The organism is Nocardioides ochotonae (assembly GCF_011420305.2).
Lineage (GTDB): Bacteria > Actinomycetota > Actinomycetes > Propionibacteriales > Nocardioidaceae > Nocardioides > Nocardioides ochotonae.
In genome coordinates, this window is record NZ_CP061769.1 from 3,490,960 (window position 1) to 3,513,117 (window position 22,158).

Genomic DNA, 22,158 nt, shown 5'->3' on the forward strand with positions numbered 1-22,158 from the left:
TGTGCTGTGCGAGACCTCGGTCACGTGCACGACGCGACCCACGACGGCCGCACCACGCCGCGGACGCCACTTCGGAAGGAACCCCATGCCTGAGACCCCGTCGATCCTCGAGCAGGAGCACGAGGACTTCCGTGCCACCATGCGCGCGTTCCTGGAGAAGGAGGTCGTCCCGTTCCACGACGAGTGGGAGCGCGAGGGCCAGGTCTCCCGCGAGGTCTGGCGCAAGGCCGGCGAGGCCGGGCTGCTCTGCTTCGACGTCGAGGAGGAGTACGGCGGCCCGGGGATCAAGGACTTCCGCTACAACATGGTCGTCTCCGACGAGATCGGCCGCGTGGGCGCCAGCGGGCTGGGCTTCCCGGTCCACACCGACATCATCGTCCCCTACATCAGCCAGCTCGGGACGCCGGAGCAGAAGCAGCGCTGGCTGCCCGGCCTGGTCAGCGGCGAGCTGATCTCCTCGATCGCGATGACCGAGCCGGGCGCGGGCTCCGACCTCCAGGGCATCCGCACGACCGCCGTCGACAAGGGCGACCACTACGTCCTCAACGGCTCCAAGACCTTCATCAGCAACGGCATCCTGTCCGACCTGGTGATCGTGGTGGCACGCACCAACCCCGAGGCCGGGCACCAGGGCATCAGCCTGCTCGTCGTCGAGCGCGGGATGGCCGGCTTCGAGCGCGGTCGCAACCTCGACAAGATCGGCCTCAAGGCCCAGGACACCGCCGAGCTGTTCTTCGACAACGTCGTGGTGCCCAAGGAGAACCTGCTCGGCGAGGAGGGCGCGGGCTTCATCAACCTGATGGTGAACCTGCCCCAGGAGCGGATCTCGATCGCCGCGATCGCGGTCGCCGCCTGCGAGCACATCCTGCGCCTGAGCCTGGACTACGCCAAGGAGCGCGAGGCGTTCGGCAAGCCGATCGGCAAGTTCCAGCACAACCGGTTCCTGCTCGCCGAGATGGCCACCGAGGTCCACATCGCGCGGCTGTTCGTCAACGACTGCGTGCTCAAGCTCAACGAGGGCAAGGTCGACACCGCACTGGCCTCGATGGCGAAGTGGTGGACCACCGAGCTGCAGAAGAAGCTCGCCGACCAGGGCGTCCAGCTGCACGGCGGCTACGGCTACATGAACGAGTACCCGATCGCGAAGGCCTACGTGGACAGCCGGATCCAGACGATCTACGGCGGCACGACCGAGATCCAGAAGGAGATCATCGGGCGCACCCTCGGGATCTGAGGCGCCCCGCGGTGGGGTGGGGGGGGTTGCGCGCGAGCGGGATCGGCAGGAGCATCCGCAGGGCCGAGACGCTGCAGCCGGATCTGCCGAGGAGCCCCCGATGAGTGAGCCCACCACCCCCACCGCCGTGCTCGAGGCCCGCCGGGAGATCGAGGAGCAGATCGCCGGCCAGACACTGGTCGACGCGCTGGCCCGCACGGTCGAGGAGCTGGGCGACGCCCCGGCGTACTCCGACAAGGTCGGGATCCTCGCGCCCGGCGCGCCGCACGCACCCGGGTGGCGCACGCTGTCGTGGCGGGAGGTCCGCGAGCAGGCCCTGGACGCCGCCGCCGGCCTGCTCGCGCTCGGCGTGGAGCCCGGCGCCACGGTCGCGATCATGTCCAGCAACCGCATCGAGCACGTCGTCGCCGACCTGGGCGCCGTGCACGCCGGGGCGGTGCCGATGTCGGTCTACCTGACCCTCGCCCCCGACCAGGTCTCCTTCATCGCCGGCCACTCCGAGCCGGCGGTCGTGGTGCTCGAGGGGGCCGATCAGCTCGACCGCTGGCGACCCGCGCTGGACGCCAGCGGCTCGGTGCGGCGGGTCGTGGTGCTCGACGAGGCCGCCCTGCCCGAGGGCGAGCGGTACGTCGGGTGGTCGCGGTTCCTGGCGGACGGCGCGGCGTACCGTGCCGAGCACGAGGACGAGCTGCGCGCCCGCCTCGAGGCGATCACGCCGGACCAGACGCTGACCATCCTCTACACCTCCGGCACGACCGGGAACCCCAAGGGCGTGGTGCTGACCCACCACAACGTGCTCTTCGAGGCCGAGTGCTCACTGCGCACCTCGCGCCCCGAGGGCGAGAACATCTTCATCTCCTACCTGCCCTTCGCCCACATCGCGGAGCGGATCCTGGGCATGTACGTCCCGCAGATCAACGGCGCCCACGTGCACCTGATCGCCGACCCCGCGCTGCTGCTCGGCACGCTCGGGGAGGTCCGCCCCACCCGCTTCTTCGGCGTGCCACGGGTCTGGGAGAAGATCCGCACCGGCGTCTCCGCCAGGCTCGCGGCCGAGCCGGACGAGGAGCGACGCACGGCGATCGAGCAGGCGATGGCGGTCGGGCTGGAGTGGGTGGAGTCCACCCAGGTCGGACAGACCACGTCCCCCGAGCTCCAGGCCCGCTTCGAGGCCGCCGATGCCCAGGTGCTCAGCCTGCTGCGCGCACTGCTCGGGCTGGACCGCTGCGAGTGGGCCGCCTCGGCCGCGGCACCGATGCCGCTGGAGGTCGCGCAGTTCTTCGGCGGCCTGGGGATGGCGATCTACGACATCTACGGGATGACCGAGACCACCGCGGCGATCACCGCGTGCGGGCCCGGGTCGTTCCGGATGGGCACCGTCGGCCGCGCCCTGGCCGGGATCGAGATCAAGATCGCCGAGGACGGCGAGATCCTGGCCCGCGGCCCGGTGACCACGCCCGGCTACCTCCGCCAGGAGGACGCCACCCGCGCCCTGGTGGACGCCGACGGCTGGGTGCACACCGGGGACATCGGCGCGCTCGACGAGGACGGCTTCCTGACGGTGGTGGACCGCAAGAAGGAAATGATCATCACCTCGGCGGGCAAGAACATCTCGCCCTCCAACATCGAGAACCTGCTCAAGGAGTCCCCCGTCATCGGCCACGCCCTGGTCTTCGGCGAGGGCCGGCCCTACGTGGTCGCGGTGCTGACCCTGGACGCGGAGATCGCCCCGGTGGTCGCCGAGCGGCTCGCCCTCGGCACCACCGATCTCGCCGAGCTCGCCCAGCACCCCGCGATCCTCGCGCTGGTCCAGCAGGCCGTCGACGCCGCGAACGCCCGCCTCTCGCGCCCCGAGCAGGTCAAGGCCTTCGAGCTGCTGCCCGTGGAGTGGTCCCCGGAGTCCGAGGAGCTCACCCCCACCCTGAAGCTCAAGCGCCGCGTCGTCCACACGAAGTACGCCGACGTCCTCGACTCCCTCTACGCCACCTGACCCTCCCGCGAGCGGCCCAGGGCCGGGGTCAGCAATCAACAGTCAGGGGGACTCGGCGTACTCCGCGCGGAGCTGGCGCTTGACCATCTTGCCGGTGGGGGTGCGCGGGAGGAGGCGGCGGAAGACGACCTCGGTCGGCACCTTGTAGTGCGCGAGGCGGGCGCGGGCGTAGGCGCGCAGCTGGGCGGCGAGCGCCGGGCTGGGGGCGACCTCGGGTGCGGGCTGCACGAACGCCACGACCCGCTCCCCCATCTCGTCGTCGGGCAGGCCGACCACGGCGATGTCGGCGACCGCCGGGTGCAGGCTGAAGAGGTCCTCGATCTCCTGGGGATAGATGTTCACCCCGCCGGAGATGATCGTGAACGCCGCACGGTCGGTGAGGTAGAGGTAGCCCTCCTCATCGACGAACCCGAGGTCGCCGACGGTGGTCCACTCCGGGTGCTGCGGGTGCTGGGTGCCGGCGGTCTTGGCCGGGTCACCGTGGTAGCTGAACGGCGTCCGCCCACCGAGCTCGCTGCGCTCGAAGTAGACGGTGCCGACCTCGCCCGGCGGCAGCTCCCGGCCGTCCTCCCCGCAGATGTGCAGTACGCCGAGGAGAACGGTGCCCACGGACCCGGGGTGCGCCAGCCAGCGCTCGGAGTCGATGAACGTCGCGCCGTTGGCCTCGGTGGAGGCGTAGTACTCGTGAACGATCGGTCCGAGCCACTCGATCATCCGCCGCTTCACCTCGACCGGGCACGGCGCCGCGGCGTGGATGACGCAGCGCAGCGAGCTGACGTCGGCAGCCGCGCGCGCCTCGGTGGGCAGCTTGAGCAGACGCACGAACATCGTCGGCACCATCTGGGTGTGGGTGACCCGGTGCTCCTCGATCGCCCGCAGCACCGACTCGGGGTCGAAGCGCTCCATCATCACCAGGGTGCCGCCGAGGGCGTGCACGACGCCGCCGAAGCGCAGCGGCGCCGCGTGGTAGACCGGCGCCGGGGAGAGGTAGACGGTGTCCTCGTCGAAGCCGTAGAGGCCGCCGAAGATCGAGACGTAGCGGTAGCCGGGCTCGTCGACGTCGATGTCGGGCAGGTCGACCTTCACGCCCTTGGGCCGCCCGGTCGTCCCGGAGGAGTAGAGGAAGTCGTCGCCGTGTGGCTGCTCGGCGAGCGGATCGGCGGACGCCGCGGCCAGCGCCGCCTCGTAGTCGTCGTAGCCGGCCACCTCCGCGCCGTACGCCAGCCGCTCGGGGACCTCGACGTCGAGGCGCTCCACCAGCTCGGCGCGCGCCCCGGAGACCACCAGCGCCCGCGCGCCGCAGTCGCGCACGATGTACGACGCCTCCTCGGGCATCAGGTGGTGGTTGACGGCCGTGACGTAGAGCCCCGAGCGCAGCGCGGCCCAGTAGACCTCGTAGGCCTCCGGGCAGTTGTCGCTCACCAGCGCGACCACGTCACCGCGGCGCAGCCCGGCCGCCCGCAGGTGCTGGGCCAGGCGCAGGCTGCGCTCGTCGAGCTCGGCGTAGGTGAGGCTCCGGCCGGAGCCGGACATGACGAGCGCGACGCGGTCCGGATGCGTGGCTGCCCAGGTCCCGGGATACATGGCGCCACCCTGCCAGCGCCGCCACCCGACCACCAGAGGTCCCCGCCGGCGACCTCTCCCCGGTGTGGTCTGGACCGCAAGGCTCCACCTCTCACCGGTTGTAAGTCGCGTAATTTTATGTGCTTTGATGTGTCCATGGCGACGCTCGCACCCTCATCACCGGTGTCCTCGGCACCGAGCGCAGCGGGCGCCTCGCGTCCCCGGCGCACCGCGACCCGCGTACGTCGCGGGGCGATGCACCTCACCTCGCTGGCCGTCCTGGTCGCGCTCTGGTGGCTCATCACCCGGCTCGAGCTGGTCCGCCCGCTCTTCCTGCCCGCGCCGGGCGCGGTGTGGGACGCCTTCGTGCAGGCCAACACCGATCACCCGGTCCGCGAGGGGTCGGACCGGATGGTGCGCGGCGAGCAGAACTACTACCTGTGGGAGCACCTGCTCGCCAGCCTGCGCCGCATCGGCGTCGGGGTGGGCGCCGCCATCGTCGTCGGCGTCCCTCTCGGCCTGCTGATGGCCACCACCTGGGTCGGCGTCATCCTCGAGCCCTACCTCAACTTCCTGCGCTCGCTGCCGCCGCTGGCCTACATCGGCCTGCTCATCGTCTGGTTCGGCATCGGCGACACCTCCAAGATCTGGCTGCTGTTCCTCGCCGCCTTCCCGCCGATCACCATGGCCACGATCAGCGGGGTGCGGGGCGTGCGCGAGGACATGCTCAACGCCGCGCGGTCCCTGGGCGCCTCCCGCCGCCAGGTGCTCACCGCGGTCGCCCTGCCCGCCACCCTCCCCGAGCTGATGACCGGTGTCCGGGTGGCGGTCGGCTTCGCGTGGACCACCGTCGTCGCGGCGGAGATCGCCAACGGCATCCCCGGCATCGGCGGCCTGGCCTACCTCTCGGGCGAGAAGCTCAACTCCGAGCTGGTCATCGCCTGCATCGTCGTGATCGGCCTGGCCGCCATCGCCCTCGACCTCGGCCTCAAGGCCCTCGAGCGACTGCTGGTCCCCTGGCGCGGCAAGGCCTAGGCCGACTCGACCGCGCCGCGCCCTCCGCGCGGCCCTTCTGCACTGCCCCTCTGCCCCGCCCTCCACCGCCCCTCCCCGACCCCGGCTCGGGCCGGCCCCCATCCCGACCAAAGGAGCCCCACCCGTGAAGACCCCACTGACCAGGAGCGCCGCGGCGCTCGGCGCGGTCGCGCTGTCGCTCTCCCTCGCCGCGTGCGGCGGCGACTCCGGGACCAGCGCGGACGCCGGCACGGCCCCCGACACCGAGTGCCCCGTCGAGCCCGACGAGTCGGTGACGTCGAGCGCCCGGATCGCCTGGCAGGCCATCCCGAACGGCGACGTCGTCGTCAAGGATCTCGGCCTGCTCGAGGCCTGCCTGCCGAACGCCGACATCTCCTGGGTGCAAGCAGCCTCCGGCGGCGACGTCATCACCTACTACGGCGCCGGCGACATCGACCTGGGCCTGATGGGCTCCGCCCCCGCGACCCGCGCCTCGTCCGCGCCGACCATGCGCGACGTCGACCTCGAGGTCATCTGGGTCCACGACGTCATCGGGGACGCCGAGTCGCTGATCGTCAAGGACCCTGCGGTCACCGACGTCGCCGACCTCGAGGGCGCCACGATCGCGACGCCGTTCAGCAGCACCGCGCACTACTCGCTGCTGCAGGCACTCACCGACGCCGGCCTCGACCCGGCCAAGGACGTCAAGGTCATCAACCTCGACCCGGAGAAGATGCCGGCCGCCTGGCAGGGCGACCAGGTCGACGCCGCCTGGGTCTGGGACCCGGTGCAGAGCCAGCTGCTCGAGGACGGCGGCACCCGGCTGATCTCGAGCGCCGACACCGCCGAGGCCGGCCGGCCGACGTTCGACGTCGGCACCGTCGACCGCGCCTGGGCGGCCGACAACGAGGACTTCCTGACCATGTGGGCGCGGGTCCAGGACCACGCCGTGGGCCTGATCCGGGACGACCCGACGAGCGCGGCGGACTCCGTCGCGGTCGCGCTCGGCATCGACCCGGAGGCCGCGGAGGCGCAGTTCGCCGGCCTCGGGTTCCTGCGTGCCGAGGAGCAGGCGTCCGCCGACTACCTCGGCGGCAAGCTCGCGCGCGACCTGCGCACCACCGCGGAGTTCCTCTTCGAGCAGGGCGAGATCGACGCCGTCGGCCCGCAGTCGCAGTACGACGAGCACGTCGACGCCGGACCCGCCTCGAGGGCCGGGCAGTGAGCCACGGCCGCGCCATCGCCTTCGAGGGCGTCCGCCACCACTTCGACGTCGGTGGCGTGGCCGTGCCCGCCCTGGACCGCACCGACCTGAGGATCGAGCCCGGTGAGTTCGTCACGCTCGCCGGCCCCTCGGGCTGCGGCAAGACCACCCTGCTGCGGCTGCTCGCGGGGTTCATGACCCCCAGCGAGGGCCTGGTGCGCCTCGGGGGCCGCCCGGTCGAGGGACCGAGCGAGGAGCGCGGCGTCGTCTTCCAGCAGCCGACGCTCTTCCCGTGGCTCTCCGTGCGCCGCAACGTCGAGCTCGGCCCGCGGCTGCGCGGCCTCGGGCGCGCCGAGCGGCGCCGTACCGCCGAGGAGCACCTGCGCCTCGTGGGCCTGGAGGACTTCCACGACCACCGCCCCTACGAGCTCTCCGGTGGCATGCAGCAGCGCTGCCAGATCGCGCGGGTGCTGGCCAACGACCCCGACATCGTGCTCATGGACGAGCCGTTCGGCGCCCTCGACGCCCTCACCCGCGAGCGCCTCCAGGAGGAGCTGCTGGAGATCTGGCGGGCCACCGGCAAGACCATCCTGTTCATCACCCACAGCGTCGACGAGGCGGTGTTCCTGGGCTCACGGGTGCTGGTGATGAGCCCCCGGCCCGGCCGGATCGTCCTCGACGTCCCGGCGGTCCTCCGCCAGGGCGGGGCCCGACTGCCGGCCGCCGAGATCCGCGCGTTCCCCGAGTACGTCGAGCTCTGCGAGCGGGTGCGCCACGCGATCCACGCCCCCGCGGGCTGAGGACACGGCGCACCCGCCACCCTAGGCTGCGCCGATGGAGCTGAGATTCCGCGGCGAGCTGGTCGAGTGGCGCGGTCCCGCGCCGTACCACTTCGTCGTGGTGCCGCCCGAGGAGTGCGCGGCCCTCGACGAGGTGGCCCCGCTCGTGTCCTACGGCTGGGGCATGGTCCCGGCGACGCTGCGCGTGGGCGGCACGGAGTGGGCCACCGCCCTGTGGCCACGCGCCGGCGGCTACGTGGTCCCGGTCAAGGACCGCGTGCGCCACGCCGAGTCCCTGAGCCTCGGCGACCCGGTCGACCTCATCATGACCGTCCACGTCTGAGCGCGGCCCGGCCTGCTGGTCTAGACCACCGCCGCCCGGACAGGTGAGAACCGCGGCGGAGGCCGGTCGTCACCCTGGAGCCCGGAACAGCCGGGGGACCGATCGGGAGACGCCCGGGAGCCACACATGCACCGACAGATCGCAGGACGACTGACCGGCAGGATCACCAAGTGGGTGGTGGCCGTCATCTGGCTGCTCGTGGTGATCCCGATGGCCGGGCTCGCCGGTCAGCTCACCGACGTGCAGAACAACGAGGCGTCGTCGTGGCTGCCGGAGTCCGCGGAGTCGACGCGGGCGATCGAGCGCCTCGAGCCGTTCCGTGATCCCGACGCCATCCCGACGATCGTCGTGCACCGCGCCGACGGCGGCACCTTCGACCGCGAGCAGCTGGCCACGCTCCGCGAGGACCTGGCCGAGTACGCCGACGTGGACGGCGTCTCCGGGGAGGTCCTCGGCCCGTTCGTCTCCGCTGACGGCGAGGCCGCCCAGACGATCGTCACCTTCGACTTCGGCTCCGAGGGCTGGAACCGGATGCCCGACGCCGCGGAGGACCTGCGCGAGATCGCCGCCACCGACGCCACCACGGTCTACATCGCCGGGCCCGGCGGGCAGGCGGCGGACGCCGCCGAGGCCTTCGAGGGCATCGACACCACGCTGATCCTGCTGACCCTCGGCGTGGTGGTGGTGATCCTGCTGCTCACCTACCGCAGCCCGGTGCTCTGGCTGCTGCCGATCCTCGCGGCGGTGGTCGCCTACTTCACCTCCGGCGGGGTGGTCTACCTCCTGGCGAAGTACGCCGACCTCACCGTCAACGGCCAGTCCCAGGCGATCCTGGGAATCCTGGTGATCGGGGCCGGCACCGACTACGCGCTGCTGCTCACCGCGCGCTACCGCGAGGAGCTGCGCCGCCACGACGACCGTCACGAGGCGATGGCCGTGGCGCTGCACCGCGCCGCCCCCGCGATCCTCGCCAGCGCCGCGACGGTGTGCGCGGGCATGCTCTGCCTGCTCGCCGCCGACCTCAACTCCACCAGGGGCCTCGGCCCGGTCGCGGCGGTCGGCATCGCCGTCACCTTCCTGGTGATGGTGACCTTCCTGCCGGCCCTGCTGGTGATCTGCGGGCGCTGGGTGTTCTGGCCCAAGCGGCCGGCGTTCGGCTCCCCCGAGCCGACCAGCAGCGGGTTCTGGGCGCGGGTCGGCGAGGCGATCCGCCCGCGGCCGCGCGCGGTGTGGGTCGTCACCGCCGCGATCCTGGCCGTCGCCTGCCTCGGCTGGCTGCGCCTGGACACCCAGGGACTGGCCACCGAGGACTCCTACACCGTCGAACTGGAGTCGATCGACGGCCAGGAGGTGCTGACCGACCACGGGCTCGTGGACCAGTCCAACACCGTGCAGGTGGTCACCGACACCGACTCGGTGCCGGCCGTGGTGGACGCCCTCGCGGGCGTGGACGGCCTGGTGCCGGCCGAGCGCCCCGTGGTGCAGGGCGACACCGCGTTCGTGGAGGCGGTCCTGGACGGCGCGGACGTCTCCTCCACCGAGGCCTTCGACGTCGTCGAGGCGGCCCGCGACGCGGTGCACGCCGTACCCGGCACGGACTCGCTGGTCGGCGGCACCTCCGCCGTCTACCTCGACACCAAGACCGCCGCCAACCGCGACAACCTGGTGATCATCCCGCTGATCCTGGTGGTGGTGCTGCTGATCCTGATGGCGCTGCTGCGCGCCCTGGTCGCGCCGCTGGTGCTGATCGCGACGGTGGTGCTGTCCTTCGGTGCGGCACTCGGCATCTCGGCGCTGCTGTTCGAGTACGTCTTCGGCTTCGCCGGCTCCGACCCAGGGTTCCCGCTGTTCGCGTTCGTCTTCCTCGTCGCCCTCGGCATCGACTACAACATCTTCTTGATGACGCGCGTGCGCGAGGAGACCGCGGTGCGCGGCACGCGCCAGGGCGCGCTGGTCGCCCTGGCCTCGACCGGCGGCGTGATCACGTCGGCCGGCGTGGTGCTGGCCGCGACGTTCCTGATGCTCGGCACGATCCCGGTGGTGTTCCTCGCCGAGCTCGGCGTCACCGTCGCGCTCGGGGTCCTGCTCGACACCCTGGTGGTCCGCTCGGTGCTGGTCACCGCCCTCACCCTCGACATCGGCTCGCGGATGTGGTGGCCCAGCCGCCTCGACCGCACCGGACCTCCCGAGGACCGGGCCCCCGCGCCGGAGGCCGCCCTGCGCGGTTAGCCTGACTCGGGTGAGCCAGACCACCGACCGTCCCACCCCGCAGCAGGTACGACGGGCGCTCGCGCGAGCCGAGCGCGGCGCGGCCCTCGACGTGGCGGAGGCGACCGCGCTGCTCGCGGCGAGCGGCCCCGACCTGGACCGGCTGTGCGCGGCCGCGGCCAAGGTCCGCGACGCCGGGCTGGTGGCCGCGGGGCGCCCCGGCCTGGTGACCTACTCGCCCAAGGTGTTCATCCCGGTCACCCGGCTGTGCCGCGACCGGTGCCACTACTGCACGTTCGTCGAGACCCCGGGCCAGGCCGCCCGGGAGGGGCGCGCGCCGTACCTCTCCCCCGACGAGATCCTCGACATCGCCCGCCAGGGTGCCGAGCTCGGCTGCCTGGAGGCGCTGTTCACCCTCGGTGACCGTCCCGAGGACCGTTGGCCCGAGGCGCAGGCCTGGCTCGACGAGCAGGGCTACGACTCGACCCTGGCCTACGTGCGCGCGATGGCCGTGCGAGTGCTGGAGGAGACCGGCCTGCTGCCCCACCTCAACCCCGGCGTCATGTCGTGGGAGGAGATGAACCGACTCAAGGCGGTCTCCCCCTCGATGGGGATGATGCTGGAGACCACCTCGCGGCGGCTCTTCGAGACCAAGGGCGAGGCCCACTTCGGCTCCCCCGACAAGGACCCCGAGCTGCGCCTGCGGGTGCTCGAGGACGCCGGGCGCCTCGCGGTGCCGTTCACCACCGGTCTGCTGGTCGGCATCGGGGAGACGCTCACCGAGCGCGCCGAGACGATCTTCGCGCTGCGCGCCACCGCCCGCGCCTACGGCGCGGTGCAGGAGGTCATCGTCCAGAACTTCCGGTCCAAGCCGGACACCGCGATGCGCCACACCGACGACCTCGACCTCGAGGAGTACCGCGCCGCGATCGCGGTCACCCGGCTCGTTCTCGGCCCGAAGGCGCGCGTCCAGGCGCCGCCCAACCTCGTCGACCTCGAGGAGTGCCGCGCCCTGCTCGGCGCCGGCGTCGACGACTGGGGCGGGGTCTCCCCGCTCACCCCCGACCACGTCAACCCCGAGCGCCCCTGGCCCTCGCTGGAGCGGCTGCGCGCGCTCACCGACGAGTGCGGCTTCGAGCTCGCCCCGCGCCTCACCGTCCACCCCGAGTACGTCGTGCCCTCGCTCACCGGCGGCACCCCGTGGGTCGACCCCCGCCTGCACCGCCACGTCGCCGCGCTGGCGATCCTCGAGGGCCCCCGCGCGGGTCTCGCGCGCCCCGGCGTACGACCGGTGGGGCTGCCGTGGCAGGAGCCGGACGGCGGGTTCGCGAGCGCCGGCCGCACCGACCTGCACGCCGCCGTCGACTCCGAGGGCCGCAGCGCGGATCGCCGCGGTGACTTCGAGAGCGTCTACGGCGACTGGGACGCCGTACGTGCCGCAGCGGTCTCGACGGGCACCGGAGCCGTCGACGGCGGCTCGGTCGACGGGGCACCGGCCGTGCTCACCGCCGAGGGACGCGACGCGCTGGCCGCCGCCGAGGCCGACCCGGGCAACCTCTCCGACGCCCACGCGCTCACCCTGATGACCGCCGAGGGCGAGCTGCTGGAGGAGGTCTGCCGGCTGGCCGACCACCTGCGCCGCGAGGCGGTCGGCGACACCGTGACCTACGTCGTCAACCGCAACATCAACTTCACCAACGTCTGCTACGTCGGCTGCCGCTTCTGCGCCTTCGCCCAGCGGCGCACCGACTCCGACGCCTACTCGCTGTCCCTCGACGAGGTCGCCGACCGGGCCGCCGAGGCCTGGGACCTCGGCGCCACCGAGGTCTGCATGCAGGGCGGCATCGACCCCGAGCTGCCCGCGACCGCGTACTTCGACCTGGTCGCTGCGGTCAAGGCGAGGGTGCCGGAGATGCACGTGCACGCCTTCTCGCCGATGGAGGTCGTCAACGGCACTGCCCGCACCGGGCTGTCGATCGAGGACTTCCTGATCAAGGCGCGCGAGGCGGGCCTCGGCTCGCTGCCCGGCACCGCCGCGGAGATCCTCGACGACGAGGTCCGCTGGGTGCTCACCAAGGGCAAGCTGCCGGCGCGCACCTGGATCGAGATCGTCTCCACGGCGCACCGCCTCGGCATCCCCACGACCTCGACGATGATGTACGGCCACGTCGACAACCCACGCCACTGGGTGGGTCACCTGCGGGTGCTGTCGCGGATCCAGGACGAGTCGCGGGAGGCCGGGCGCACCGGGTTCACCGAGTTCGTGCCGCTGCCGTTCGTGCACACCTCGGCGCCGATCTACCTCGCCGGTGTCGCCCGCCCCGGTCCCACGCTGCGCGACAACCTCGCGGTCCACGCGCTCGCCCGGATCCTGCTGCACGGGCGCATCGACAACATCCAGACCAGCTGGGTCAAGCTCGGCGTCGAGGGCACCCGCGCGATGCTCCGCGCCGGCGCCAACGACCTCGGCGGCACGCTGATGGAGGAGACCATCTCGCGGATGGCCGGCTCCGAGCACGGCTCGGCGAAGACGATCGAGGAGCTCGTCGAGATCGGGTCGGGCATCGGTCGCCCGGTCGCGGAGCGCACCACGACGTACCAGCCCCGCTGAGCCTGCCCGGTTGATCGTGCCCCGCTGATCGGGCCCGGCGCACCTAGCCGCGGCCGCTGGAGGAGCGCACCCGCCGCGACACCGAGTCGATGGCCACGGCCAGCAGCAGCACCGCGCCGGTGACCATGAAGCGCACCGAGGAGTCGACGTTCATCAGGTTCAGGCCGTTCTGGATGGCCTGGAGCACCATGATGCCGAGCAGCGCGGAGTACGCCGTGCCGCGGCCGCCGAAGAGGCTGGTGCCGCCGATGACTGCGGCCGCGATCGCGGTCAGGTTCGTGTCGGTGGTGCCGCTGCTCTGCGAGACCGAGGTCAGCTGACCGGCGAGCAGGATGCCGCCGAGCGCGGCGAAGGTGGAGGCAGCGGCGAAGACGGAGAAGTAGATCCGTCCGACCTTGATGCCGGAGCGGCGCGCGGCCTCCTCGTTGCCGCCCACGGCGTACACGTGACGGCCCCACCTGGTCTTGCGCAGCACCAGGTCCATCGCGACGACCAGCGCCGCGAACAGCACGAAGAGGTAGCCCCAGCCGCGGTCGATGCCGAGGTAGTAGGTGAGGAACCCCAGCCCGGCGAGCAGCAGCGCGGCCTTGACCGCGACCAGGAGCAGGTGCGGCGGGGTGAGGCCGGCGGCGCGACGACGCCGTGCCACGAGCAGCTGGGAGCCGACGTACACCGCGACGACGACGGCGAGCAGCACGTAGGCCTGCACGTCGGTGAGGAACCGCTCGCGCGCGAACTCCCGCAGCCCCGAGTCGATCGGGAGCACGATCGTGCCCTGGTCGCCGAGCACGTAGAGCAGCGCGCCCTGGAAGGCCAGCAGACCGGCGAGGGAGAACACGAAGCTGGGCACGCCGATGCGGGTGTAGAGGAAGGCGTAGAACGACCCGATCGCGGTGCCGATCAGGACGCCGACGAGCATCCCGACCCACAGCGACTGGCTCTTGTCCACCACGAGCACCGCCATCGAGGCGGCGGCGAAGCCCGAGACCGAGCCGACCGAGAGGTCGATCTCGCCGAGCAGCAGCACCAGCACGATGCCCAGCGAGATCACCCCGACCGGCGCGGCGAACTGGGTGATCGAGACCAGGTTGCGCGAGGACAGGAACGTGGCCTCCTGGGAGTAGAAGACCAGCGAGATGATCGCCAGCCCGAACACGACCGGCAGCGCCCCGAGCTCGCCGCCCCGCAGGCGGGACCAGCCGGCCGCGACCAGGCCGCCGAGCCCGCGGCCCTGGATCAGCCGCTCGTCGGCGACGTCGGCGGCGACCGGGGAGGACGTCGGGTCCAGCGTGCTGCTCACTGCTCTGCCTCCGGGTGGGTCTGACGGGCGCGGCTGGCGCGGGTCGCGACGACGTTGTCCGAGGCGCCGGTGATCGCGGCCACCAGCTGCTCGGTGTTGACCTCCTCGGCGCGGAACTCCGCGGTGTTGCGCCCCAGCCGCAGCACCACGATCCGGTCGGCGACGGCCTGGACGTCGGCCATGTTGTGGCTGACCAGGATCACCCCCAGGCCGGTGTCGCGCAGCCGCTCGATGAGGTTGAGGACCTCGGCGGTCTGCGCGACACCGAGCGCGGCGGTCGGCTCGTCGAGCATCACGATCCGCGGCTCGCCCACCAGGGCCCGCGCGATCGCCACGGTCTGGCGCTGCCCGCCGGAGAGCGAGGCGACCGGGATCCGCACCGAGGGGATCTTGGCGGAGAGGGTGCGCAGCAGGCGCCACGACTCCCGCTCCATCGCGACCTCGTCGAGCACCTCGGCCCGATGCAGCTCCTGGCCGAGGAACAGGTTGGCGACGACGTCGAGGTTGTCGCACAGCGCGAGGTCCTGGAAGACCGTCGCGATGCCCAGCGCCTGGGCGGCCGCGGGGCCACCCACGGTGACGCGTCGGCCGCCGAAGACGATCTCCCCGTCGTCGGGGGCGTAGACCCCGGAGATCACCTTCACCAGCGTGGACTTGCCGGCACCGTTGTCGCCCACCAGGGCGACCACCTCCCCGGCGGCCACCTCGAGGTGGACGTCGGTGAGCGCCTGCACCGCACCGAACCTCTTGTGGACCCCGGCGAGGGAGAGGACCGCCTCCCCCTGCGCCGGGCCGCTGCCCACCTGCTCCGTCGTCGTGCTCATCAGGAGATGCCGGCCTCCGTGCAGGCCTTCGCGTAGTCGCCGGTGCAGATGTCCTCGGCGGTGTAGAAGCCGTCGGCGATCACGGTGTCGGCCACGTTGTCCGCAGTCACGACGATCGGGTCGAAGATGTAGGACGTCACGCCCTCGAAGTCGGTCTGGTCGACGCCGGTGTCGCTGGTGGCGCCCGGCTCCTCGCCGTTCGCCAGCTGCACGGCGACCTCCGCCGCGGTCTCCGCCTCGATCGCGATCGGCTTGTAGATCGTCATCGCCTGCTCACCGGCGAGGATGCGCTGGATCGCGGCGATCTCGGCGTCCTGCCCGGTGATCGGGGGCAGCTGGTTGAGGGCGACGCCGGCACCGGTCATCGCCGCGACCACACCGCCGGCCTGCCCGTCGTTCGCGGCGTACACGCCGACGATCTCGCTGGGGTCGTACTTGCTCAGCTGGTCGGTGGTCCACTGCTGGGCGTTCTCGGGGCTCCAGTCGGGGTTGTCGTACTCCGCGAGGATCTTCACGCCGCTCTTGTCGAGCACGCTGTGCGCGCCGGCCTTGAACTGCGCGGCGTTGGGATCGGTGGGCGCACCGTTGAGCATCAGGATGCTGCCCTTGTCGCCGACCGCCTCGGCGAGCGCCTCGGCCTGCATCTTGCCGACGGTCTCGTTGTCGAAGGACATGTAGTAGTCGGCGCCCTCGATGAACCGGTCGTAGGCGATGACCGGCACGTCCTGGCCCTGCGCCTCCTGGACCATGCCGGTGGCACCGGCCCCGTTGACCGGATCGAGCACCATCACGTCGGCGCCCGCGGTCAGCGCGCTGGTGACCTGCTGGGCCTGCTTCTGCTCGTCCTGGTCGGCGTTGTAGTAGTCGACCTCGCAGTCCGGACAGAGCTCGGCGACCTTCGCCTCGAAGAGCGGCTTGTCGAACGCCTCGTAGCGGGTGGTCTTGGACTCCGGGAGCAGCAGCGCGATGGTGCCGCCGGACGCGCTGTCGCCCCCGCTGTCGTTGTTGTCGCTCTCCTCGTCGTTGGCGCCGCAGGCCGCGAAGGAACCGGCGCCCAGGATGAGTGCGGCCCCCAGGGCCGCCACGCGGTGAAGGTGGATGGTCATGGTCGCTCCTCGACTGGCGCGGCCTCTGCCGCAGGACGGGACTGGTCGAGTGTCGAACGTCACACTGTTGTCGTCAAGGACCGAAGGCGAATCGTGACCAACCGTGGGTATGCCCCGCCTTGACGTCAACTCTTGACCGTTACGCCGCCGGGCGGGCACGCTTCGCCCATGTCGTCGGTCCGCTCAGCCCCGGGCTCCACCTCCGCACTGCGGGTGGCCAACCAGCAGCGGGTTCTCGACGTGCTGCGCGGCGCGGTGGCCGACGTCCCCGCGGACGGCACACCGTCCACGGCGTACACCCAGGCGGAGCTGGCGCGCACGACCGGCCTGGCGCCGGCCACGGTGTCGAACATCGTGCGCGAGTTGACCGGGGCCGGGCTCGCCGAGACCACGCCGGGCGCGGGCCGGCGCGGCTCGGCCGTGCGGCTCTCGGCCGCCGCCGGGACGGTGGCCGGCATCGACTTCGGCCACAGCCACGTCGCGGTGGCGGTCGGCGACCTCGTGGGCCGGGTGCGCCGGGAGCGGCGGGTCCCGCTGGAGGATCCCGCCGACCACCGCGGCGCGCTGGCCCTGGCTGCCGCCCTCCTGGAGGAGCTGCTCGAGGGCGAGGGCCCGGCGCGGCACGTCGCGCTGGGCCTGCCCGCGCCGGTCACCGACGATGTCATCCGCTCCGCGGCCATCTTCCCCGGGTGGGAGGGCATCGATGCCCGAGCCGCCGCGGCCCAGGTGCTCGACGCGCCCGTGCACGTGGAGAACGACGCCAACCTGGGCGCGCTGGCCGAGCACCGCGTCGGGGTCGCCCGCGGGCACCGCAGCTCGGTGTTCGTGAAGATCTCCTCCGGGGTCGGCGCCGGGATCGTCATCGACGACCAGCTCCTGCACGGCGCCGGCGGCAGCGCCGGCGAGATCGGTCACCTGACCCTCGACGACCAGGGCCCGCTGTGCCGCTGCGGCAGCCGCGGCTGCCTGGAGGCCTACACCTCCGTCGGCACCGTGCTCTCGATGATGGCCGGCCAGCTGCCCGGAGCCAGCTTCGACGACGTCGTGGCCGCCGCCCGCGCCGACAACGTCTCCGCGCAGCGCGCGCTCGAGGACGCCGGCCTGCACCTCGGCTGGGGCCTGGCCAGCATCGTCAACCTGCTCAACCCCGCCGTCGTCGTCGTCGGCGGCGACATGGCCCGCGCGGGCTCCCTGATCCTGGACTCGGCCCGCATCGGGCTGCGCCGCCACGCCCTCGACGCGGTCGCCCTCACCCCCGTGGTGGCCAGCGAGCTGGGCGAGCGCGCCAGCCTCGTGGGAGCGGTCCTGCTGGCCGCTGAGCGCACGGTCCTCTCGGTCGACTGAGCGCCCTGGGCGTGGGTCGGATCTCGCATGGTGGGTCTCGGCCTCGGGTACCCCTGGGCCGACACCGATGAAGGAGGCCGCATGACGAGCAACGACACCAACCCGGACCCGGGCGACCGCGAGATCTACGGCGACTACAGCGTCGACGACGAGGACCAGCCGGGCGCCGAGGACATGCTCCTGAACGACGACATCGTGGACGAGGCGGACCGCGGCTACTCCCCGCCCGAGAAGTACTCCCCCGCACAGGGCTACGGCAACACGCCCTGGGAGGAGGAGCACCGCGAGACCATCGACCAGCGCGAGCGCCAGGAGATCCCCGAGCCGGATCCCTACGAGCAGGCCGCGGCCGAGGACCTCGACACGATCGAGGGCACCACGGCGAGCAGCGAGGTCGGCGACCAGCGCGCCGGACGCCTCGTGGACCCCAACGAGGGCATCGGCGAGGACACCGAGCCCGACCTGGTGGGTCGCGACGTCGGCATCGACGGTGCGGCCGCCTCGGCCGAGGAGGCCGCCGTCCACGTCGTACCCGACGACGAGCTGGAGTAGGGCTGCGCGGGCCTCATCCCTCGAGCACGCGCTCGAAGTGCTCCACGACCGGGAACGGGTCGTAGAAGTGGTGCAGCAGGCGCCGCCACTCCGCGTACGCCGCGGAGCCCCGGAACCCCTCGGTGTGGTCCTCCAGGCGCTCCCACTCCACGAGGAGCAGGAAGGTGTCGGGGCGCTCCACGCAGCGTGAGAGCTCGAGGCTCCCGAAGCCGGGACTGGCCGAGATGATGGTCCTCGCCTCCGCGAACGCGGCGAGGAACTCCTCGGCCGTCCCGGGCCGGACGGGCAGCAGGGCGTGCTCGAGGATCATGGCGCGAGGCTAGCGGCCGGCGGCGCACCGGTTCACGCATCTCCCGACGCCCGCGCCGGGGCGCGCCTACGATGCCGCCATGACGGGCACCCTGCTGCTGATCCTCGGCGAGATCCCGTGGGAGGACGAGCCGACCCTCGACGACGACTTCGGTGAGGTCGCCAGCGGCGTGCCGGTGGCGTTCGGCCTGTTCTTCGCGCTGATCGTCGTCATCGGCATCGCCTCGGCGATCTGGCGGGTGTCCACGGCGCGCCGGATGGCACGGGACGCCGGCCTCGACGAGGACGACGCCACCAGGATGGCGCTGCTCAGCGACCAGGGGCTGAGCACGACGTACCTCGCCTCGAGCCTGCGCGCCCAGCAGCCCCCGGCCCAGCAACCCCCGGCCCAGCGATCCGGCGAGGCGCGACCGGTCGCGGAGCGGCTGCGCGAGCTCACCGCGCTGCGCGACGACGGCCTGCTCACCGAGGAGGAGTACGCCGAGCGCCGGCGCGCGATCCTCGACGACGTCTGAGCCGGTCGGCCGGTCGGCCGGTCGGCCGGTCGGCTCAGGCCAGCACGACCTCGACCTCGAACCCCTCGGAGTTGGTCAGGTACAGCGCGGTGTGCTGCTCCCCGCCCGCGTGCGGGAACCGGTCGGCGAACAGCTCGTGCCAGCCGTGGCCCGACGACTCCGCACGGAGCCGGTCGAGCGCGGCCCGGTCGGCGTCCTCCGGCATCAGCAGCGCGAGGTGGTTGAGGCCGGGGCGCATCCGGTCGTGGGGCACGTCGAGCTGGTCCGCCGAGCGCTCGAGGAACAGGTAGGTCCCGTCGGGGTGGACCCACGAGGAGCCCTCGATGTCGATCTCCCAGCCCAGCTCACCGAGCAGCCAGCCCCACTCGTCGACCGCCAGGCCTGGATCGGACACCCACAGGTCGAGGTGGTGCACCGCGCGCTCCATGTCGGCATCCTAGGCCCGCGACAGCCCCCGCCGAGCGAGAACACGTTCTAGGGTGCGGCCATGCGGTTCTCGATCAACACGGCCTTCCTGCCCACCGAGCAGCTCCTCGAGATCGCCCGGGTGGCCGACGCGCTGGGCTACCACGGCATCGCGGTGCCCGAGCACGTCGTGGACCTCGAGACGCTGCGCACGCCGTACCCCTACACCCCCGACGGACAACGGCGCTGGAGCCTGGACGCGCAGTGGCCGGACCCGTGGGTGCTCATCGGCGCCCTCGCCGCGGTGACCACCCGGCTGCGGTTCGTGACCACTGTCTACGTGCCCGCGCTGCGTCACCCGCTCACGGTCGCCAAGGCGGTCGGCACCGCGGCCGTGCTCTCCGGCAACCGGGTGGCGCTCGGCGTCGGGATCGGCTGGTGCGAGGAGGAGTTCGAGCTGCTCGGCCAGGACTTCCGCACCCGCGGCCGTCGTACCGACGAGGCGCTCGCGCTGTGCCGCGCGATGTGGACGCCGGGGATGAAGTCCTTCGAGGGCGAGTTCCACTCGGTGCCGCCGCTCGCGATGGAGCCGACCCCCACCGAGCAGCCCCCGATCTACGTCGGCGGGCTCTCCGAGGTCGCCTTCCGCCGCGCCGCGCGCCACGACGGCTGGGTCGGCGACATGTACCGCACCGACGAGGCGATCGCCCACGCCGCCCGGCTTGCCGAGGTGCGCCGCGAGCAGGGCCGCGCCGGCGACTTCGAGGTGCTCGTCGCGCTGACCGACGCGTTCCTCCCCGAGCACTTCCGCCGTGCCCGGGAGGGCGGCGTCACCGAGTGCATGACCATGCCGTGGGCCTACTACCACGGCATGCACGCCACGCTCGCGCAGAAGCTCGAGAGCATGGAGCGCTTCGCCGCCGACGTCATCGCGCCGCTGGCGGAGGCTGCCTGAGTCTCAGCCTGCTCCGATCACACCCGAGCGGCGGTCACTCCCACTCTCCCCTTAACGAGCGGGAGCCGAACTCCGCTCGTTCCTCGCTCCACTCACTCCCACTCTCCCCTTAACGAGTGGGAGCTGAGTTCCGCTCGTTCCTCGCTCCACTCACTCCCACTCGATGGTCCCCGGGGGCTTCGACGTGATGTCGATCGTCACCCGGTTGATCTCCGCCACCTCGTTGGTGATCCGCGTGGAGATGCGCTCCATGACCTCATAGGGCAGGCGCGCCCAGTCGGCCGTCATCGCGTCCTCGGAGGTGACCGGGCGCAGCACGACGGGGTGGCCGTAGGTGCGGCCGTCGCCCTGGACACCGACCGAGCGGACGTCGGCGAGCAGCACGACCGGCATCTGCCAGATCTCGCGGTCCAGGCCGGAGCGGGTCAGCTCCTCGCGGGCGATCAGGTCGGCCTGGCGCAGAATGTCGAGGCGCTCGCGGGTGACCTCGCCGATGATCCGGATACCGAGGCCGGGGCCCGGGAACGGCTGGCGCCACACCATCGTGTCGGGCAGCCCGAGCTGCTCGCCGACCGCACGGACCTCGTCCTTGAACAGCGTGCGCAGCGGCTCGATCAGCTCGAAGTCGAGGTCGTCGGGCAGGCCACCGACGTTGTGGTGGGACTTGATGTTGGAGGTGCCGGCACCGCCGCCGGACTCGACCACGTCGGGGTAGAGCGTGCCCTGGACGAGGTAGCCGGTGCCGTGGGCGTCGCCGAACACGCGCACCTGGGCGGCCTCGAAGGTGCGGATGAACTCGCGGCCGATGATCTTGCGCTTGGTCTCCGGGTCGGTGACCCCGGCCAGCGCGTCGAGGAAGCGCTCCTCGGCGTCGACCACGTCGAGGGAGTCGAAGACCTCCTCGAAGTCCCGCTTGACCTGGGCGGTCTCGCCGGCGCGCATCATGCCGTGGTCGACGTAGACGCAGGTGAGGCGGTCGCCGATGGCGCGCTGCACGATCGCGGCGGCCACGGCGGAGTCGACACCACCGGACAGGGCGCAGATCGCGCGACCCTCACCGACCTGCTCGCGGATCAGCTCGACCTGCTCCTCGACGATGTTGACCATCGTCCAGGTCTGGCGGCAGCCGGCGATGTCGTGGAGGAAGTGCTCGAGGATCTCCTGGCCGTGCTCGGAGTGCAGCACCTCGGGGTGCCACTGCACGCCGGCGAAGCCGCGGTCGACGTTCTCGAAGGCGGCGACCGGGGTGTCCGCGGTGGACGCCAGCACGGTGAAGCCCTCCGGCGCCTGCGCCACGGAGTCGCCGTGCGACATCCACACGTTGTGCTCGACCGGTACGCCGGCGAGCAGGGTGCCCGGCTCGGCGATCGTCACCGGGGTGCGGCCGTACTCGCGCGCACCGGTGTGCGCGACCTCGCCGCCGAGGCCCTGGGCCATCAGCTGGAAGCCGTAGCACATGCCGAACACGGGAGTGCCGGCCTCGAAGAGGGCCTGGTCGATCCCGGGCGCGCCCTCGGCGTACACGCTCGAGGGGCCGCCGGACAGGATGATCGCCTTCGGCTTGCGCGCGAGCATCTCCGCCACCGGCACGGTGTGCGGGACGATCTCGGAGTAGACCCGCGCCTCGCGCACCCGGCGCGCGATCAGCTGGGCGTACTGCGCGCCGAAGTCGACGACCAGGACGAGGTCGTGGTCGGGCGTCGCCGCCGAAGAAGTCGCAGACATGGCCGAATCGTACCGGCGTGACGCCCCCGAAAATGCATCAGGGCCCGGCCGGGGAGGGAGTGGCCGGGCCCTGATCGTCCATGCCCTGTCGGACAGCGCCTGGACACACCGACCCGGCCGCAGGGAGGGAGCCGTGCATGGTCACCGGGTCTGTCCAGGGCAACGAACCGGACCGCC

The 22,158-nt window shown here is 72.2% G+C and carries 19 protein-coding genes; 12 read left to right on the top strand and 7 right to left on the bottom strand.

Annotation, left to right across the window (positions count from 1 at the left end):
• The first annotated feature begins 85 nt into the window (after positions 1-85).
• Both HBO46_RS16850 and HBO46_RS16855 read left to right on the top strand, forming a co-directional pair.
• Positions 86-1,234 (top strand): acyl-CoA dehydrogenase family protein, encoded by a 1,149-nt coding sequence (locus HBO46_RS16850; protein ID WP_166133741.1) that lies wholly within the window; start codon positions 86-88, stop codon positions 1,232-1,234.
• Positions 1,235-1,334: 100 nt separating this feature from the next.
• Positions 1,335-3,224, top strand: coding sequence for an AMP-dependent synthetase/ligase (locus HBO46_RS16855; protein ID WP_166133743.1), 1,890 nt, complete (start codon positions 1,335-1,337; stop codon positions 3,222-3,224).
• 42 nt (positions 3,225-3,266) lie between these two features.
• Here HBO46_RS16855 and HBO46_RS16860 read toward each other — a convergent pair whose 3' ends face one another.
• Positions 3,267-4,808 (bottom strand): acyl-CoA synthetase, encoded by a 1,542-nt coding sequence (locus HBO46_RS16860; RefSeq protein WP_166133745.1) that lies wholly within the window; start codon positions 4,806-4,808, stop codon positions 3,267-3,269.
• Positions 4,809-4,970: 162 nt separating this feature from the next.
• Here HBO46_RS16860 and HBO46_RS16865 point away from each other — a divergent pair, with 162 nt between their 5' ends.
• From HBO46_RS16865 to HBO46_RS16890, 6 genes are all read left to right on the top strand, one after another.
• On the top strand, positions 4,971-5,822 hold the full coding sequence (locus HBO46_RS16865; RefSeq protein ID WP_224769193.1) for an ABC transporter permease: 852 nt from the start codon (positions 4,971-4,973) through the stop codon (positions 5,820-5,822).
• A gap of 124 nt (positions 5,823-5,946) precedes the next feature.
• Positions 5,947-7,026, top strand: a complete 1,080-nt coding sequence (locus HBO46_RS16870) for a taurine ABC transporter substrate-binding protein (protein WP_166133747.1) — start codon at positions 5,947-5,949, stop codon at positions 7,024-7,026.
• A complete protein-coding gene (locus HBO46_RS16875) occupies positions 7,023-7,805 on the top strand; it encodes an ABC transporter ATP-binding protein (protein WP_166133749.1) in 783 nt (260 codons plus the stop codon). The genes HBO46_RS16870 and HBO46_RS16875 overlap by 4 nt, the downstream gene beginning before the upstream one ends.
• 34 nt (positions 7,806-7,839) lie before the next feature.
• Positions 7,840-8,127: a DUF1905 domain-containing protein gene (locus tag HBO46_RS16880; RefSeq protein ID WP_166133751.1), complete on the top strand. Its 288-nt coding sequence runs from the start codon at positions 7,840-7,842 to the stop codon at positions 8,125-8,127.
• A 126-nt stretch (positions 8,128-8,253) separates the two neighbouring features.
• Complete coding sequence (locus HBO46_RS16885; protein ID WP_166133753.1) at positions 8,254-10,356, top strand: MMPL family transporter; 2,103 nt, start codon at positions 8,254-8,256, stop codon at positions 10,354-10,356.
• Positions 10,357-10,366: 10 nt separating this feature from the next.
• The gene (locus HBO46_RS16890; RefSeq protein WP_224769194.1) at positions 10,367-12,946 is read left to right on the top strand and encodes a bifunctional FO biosynthesis protein CofGH; all 2,580 of its coding nucleotides are present in this window, start codon (positions 10,367-10,369) and stop codon (positions 12,944-12,946) included.
• A gap of 43 nt (positions 12,947-12,989) precedes the next feature.
• Here the strand turns inward: HBO46_RS16890 and HBO46_RS16895 are convergent, their stop codons facing one another.
• The 3 genes from HBO46_RS16895 to HBO46_RS16905 are packed head-to-tail and all read right to left on the bottom strand — an operon-like array spanning position 12,990 to position 16,176.
• A complete protein-coding gene (locus HBO46_RS16895) occupies positions 12,990-14,246 on the bottom strand; it encodes a sugar ABC transporter permease (RefSeq protein ID WP_166133755.1) in 1,257 nt (418 codons plus the stop codon).
• Positions 14,243-15,070 (bottom strand): ATP-binding cassette domain-containing protein, encoded by an 828-nt coding sequence (locus HBO46_RS16900; protein WP_166133757.1) that lies wholly within the window; start codon positions 15,068-15,070, stop codon positions 14,243-14,245. The genes HBO46_RS16895 and HBO46_RS16900 overlap by 4 nt, the downstream gene beginning before the upstream one ends.
• Positions 15,070-16,176, bottom strand: coding sequence for an ABC transporter substrate-binding protein (locus HBO46_RS16905; protein WP_166133759.1), 1,107 nt, complete (start codon positions 16,174-16,176; stop codon positions 15,070-15,072). The genes HBO46_RS16900 and HBO46_RS16905 overlap by 1 nt, the downstream gene beginning before the upstream one ends.
• Before the next feature lie 168 nt (positions 16,177-16,344).
• Here HBO46_RS16905 and HBO46_RS16910 point away from each other — a divergent pair, with 168 nt between their 5' ends.
• Together HBO46_RS16910 and HBO46_RS16915 are read left to right on the top strand one after the other, a co-directional pair.
• Entirely contained in the window at positions 16,345-17,520 is a 1,176-nt protein-coding gene (locus HBO46_RS16910) for an ROK family transcriptional regulator (RefSeq protein WP_166133761.1), read from the top strand.
• A gap of 81 nt (positions 17,521-17,601) precedes the next feature.
• Positions 17,602-18,072, top strand: coding sequence for a DUF5709 domain-containing protein (locus tag HBO46_RS16915; protein ID WP_166133763.1), 471 nt, complete (start codon positions 17,602-17,604; stop codon positions 18,070-18,072).
• Positions 18,073-18,085: 13 nt separating this feature from the next.
• Here HBO46_RS16915 and HBO46_RS16920 read toward each other — a convergent pair whose 3' ends face one another.
• Positions 18,086-18,382, bottom strand: coding sequence for an antibiotic biosynthesis monooxygenase family protein (locus HBO46_RS16920; RefSeq protein ID WP_166133765.1), 297 nt, complete (start codon positions 18,380-18,382; stop codon positions 18,086-18,088).
• Positions 18,383-18,461: 79 nt separating this feature from the next.
• On the opposite strand from HBO46_RS16920, the gene HBO46_RS16925 reads away from it, so the two are divergent.
• Positions 18,462-18,896, top strand: coding sequence for an SHOCT domain-containing protein (locus tag HBO46_RS16925; RefSeq protein ID WP_166133767.1), 435 nt, complete (start codon positions 18,462-18,464; stop codon positions 18,894-18,896).
• Positions 18,897-18,930: 34 nt separating this feature from the next.
• On the opposite strand, the gene HBO46_RS16930 is transcribed toward HBO46_RS16925, so the two are convergent.
• Complete coding sequence (locus tag HBO46_RS16930) at positions 18,931-19,323, bottom strand: VOC family protein (RefSeq protein WP_166133769.1); 393 nt, start codon at positions 19,321-19,323, stop codon at positions 18,931-18,933.
• Between the two features lie 60 nt (positions 19,324-19,383).
• Between HBO46_RS16930 and HBO46_RS16935 the strand changes: the two genes are divergently transcribed.
• On the top strand, positions 19,384-20,256 hold the full coding sequence (locus HBO46_RS16935) for a TIGR03619 family F420-dependent LLM class oxidoreductase (RefSeq protein ID WP_166133771.1): 873 nt from the start codon (positions 19,384-19,386) through the stop codon (positions 20,254-20,256).
• Between the two features lie 150 nt (positions 20,257-20,406).
• Here the strand turns inward: HBO46_RS16935 and guaA are convergent, their stop codons facing one another.
• Complete coding sequence (gene guaA / locus HBO46_RS16940; protein WP_166133773.1) at positions 20,407-21,981, bottom strand: glutamine-hydrolyzing GMP synthase; 1,575 nt, start codon at positions 21,979-21,981, stop codon at positions 20,407-20,409.
• Positions 21,982-22,158: the final 177 nt, after the last annotated feature.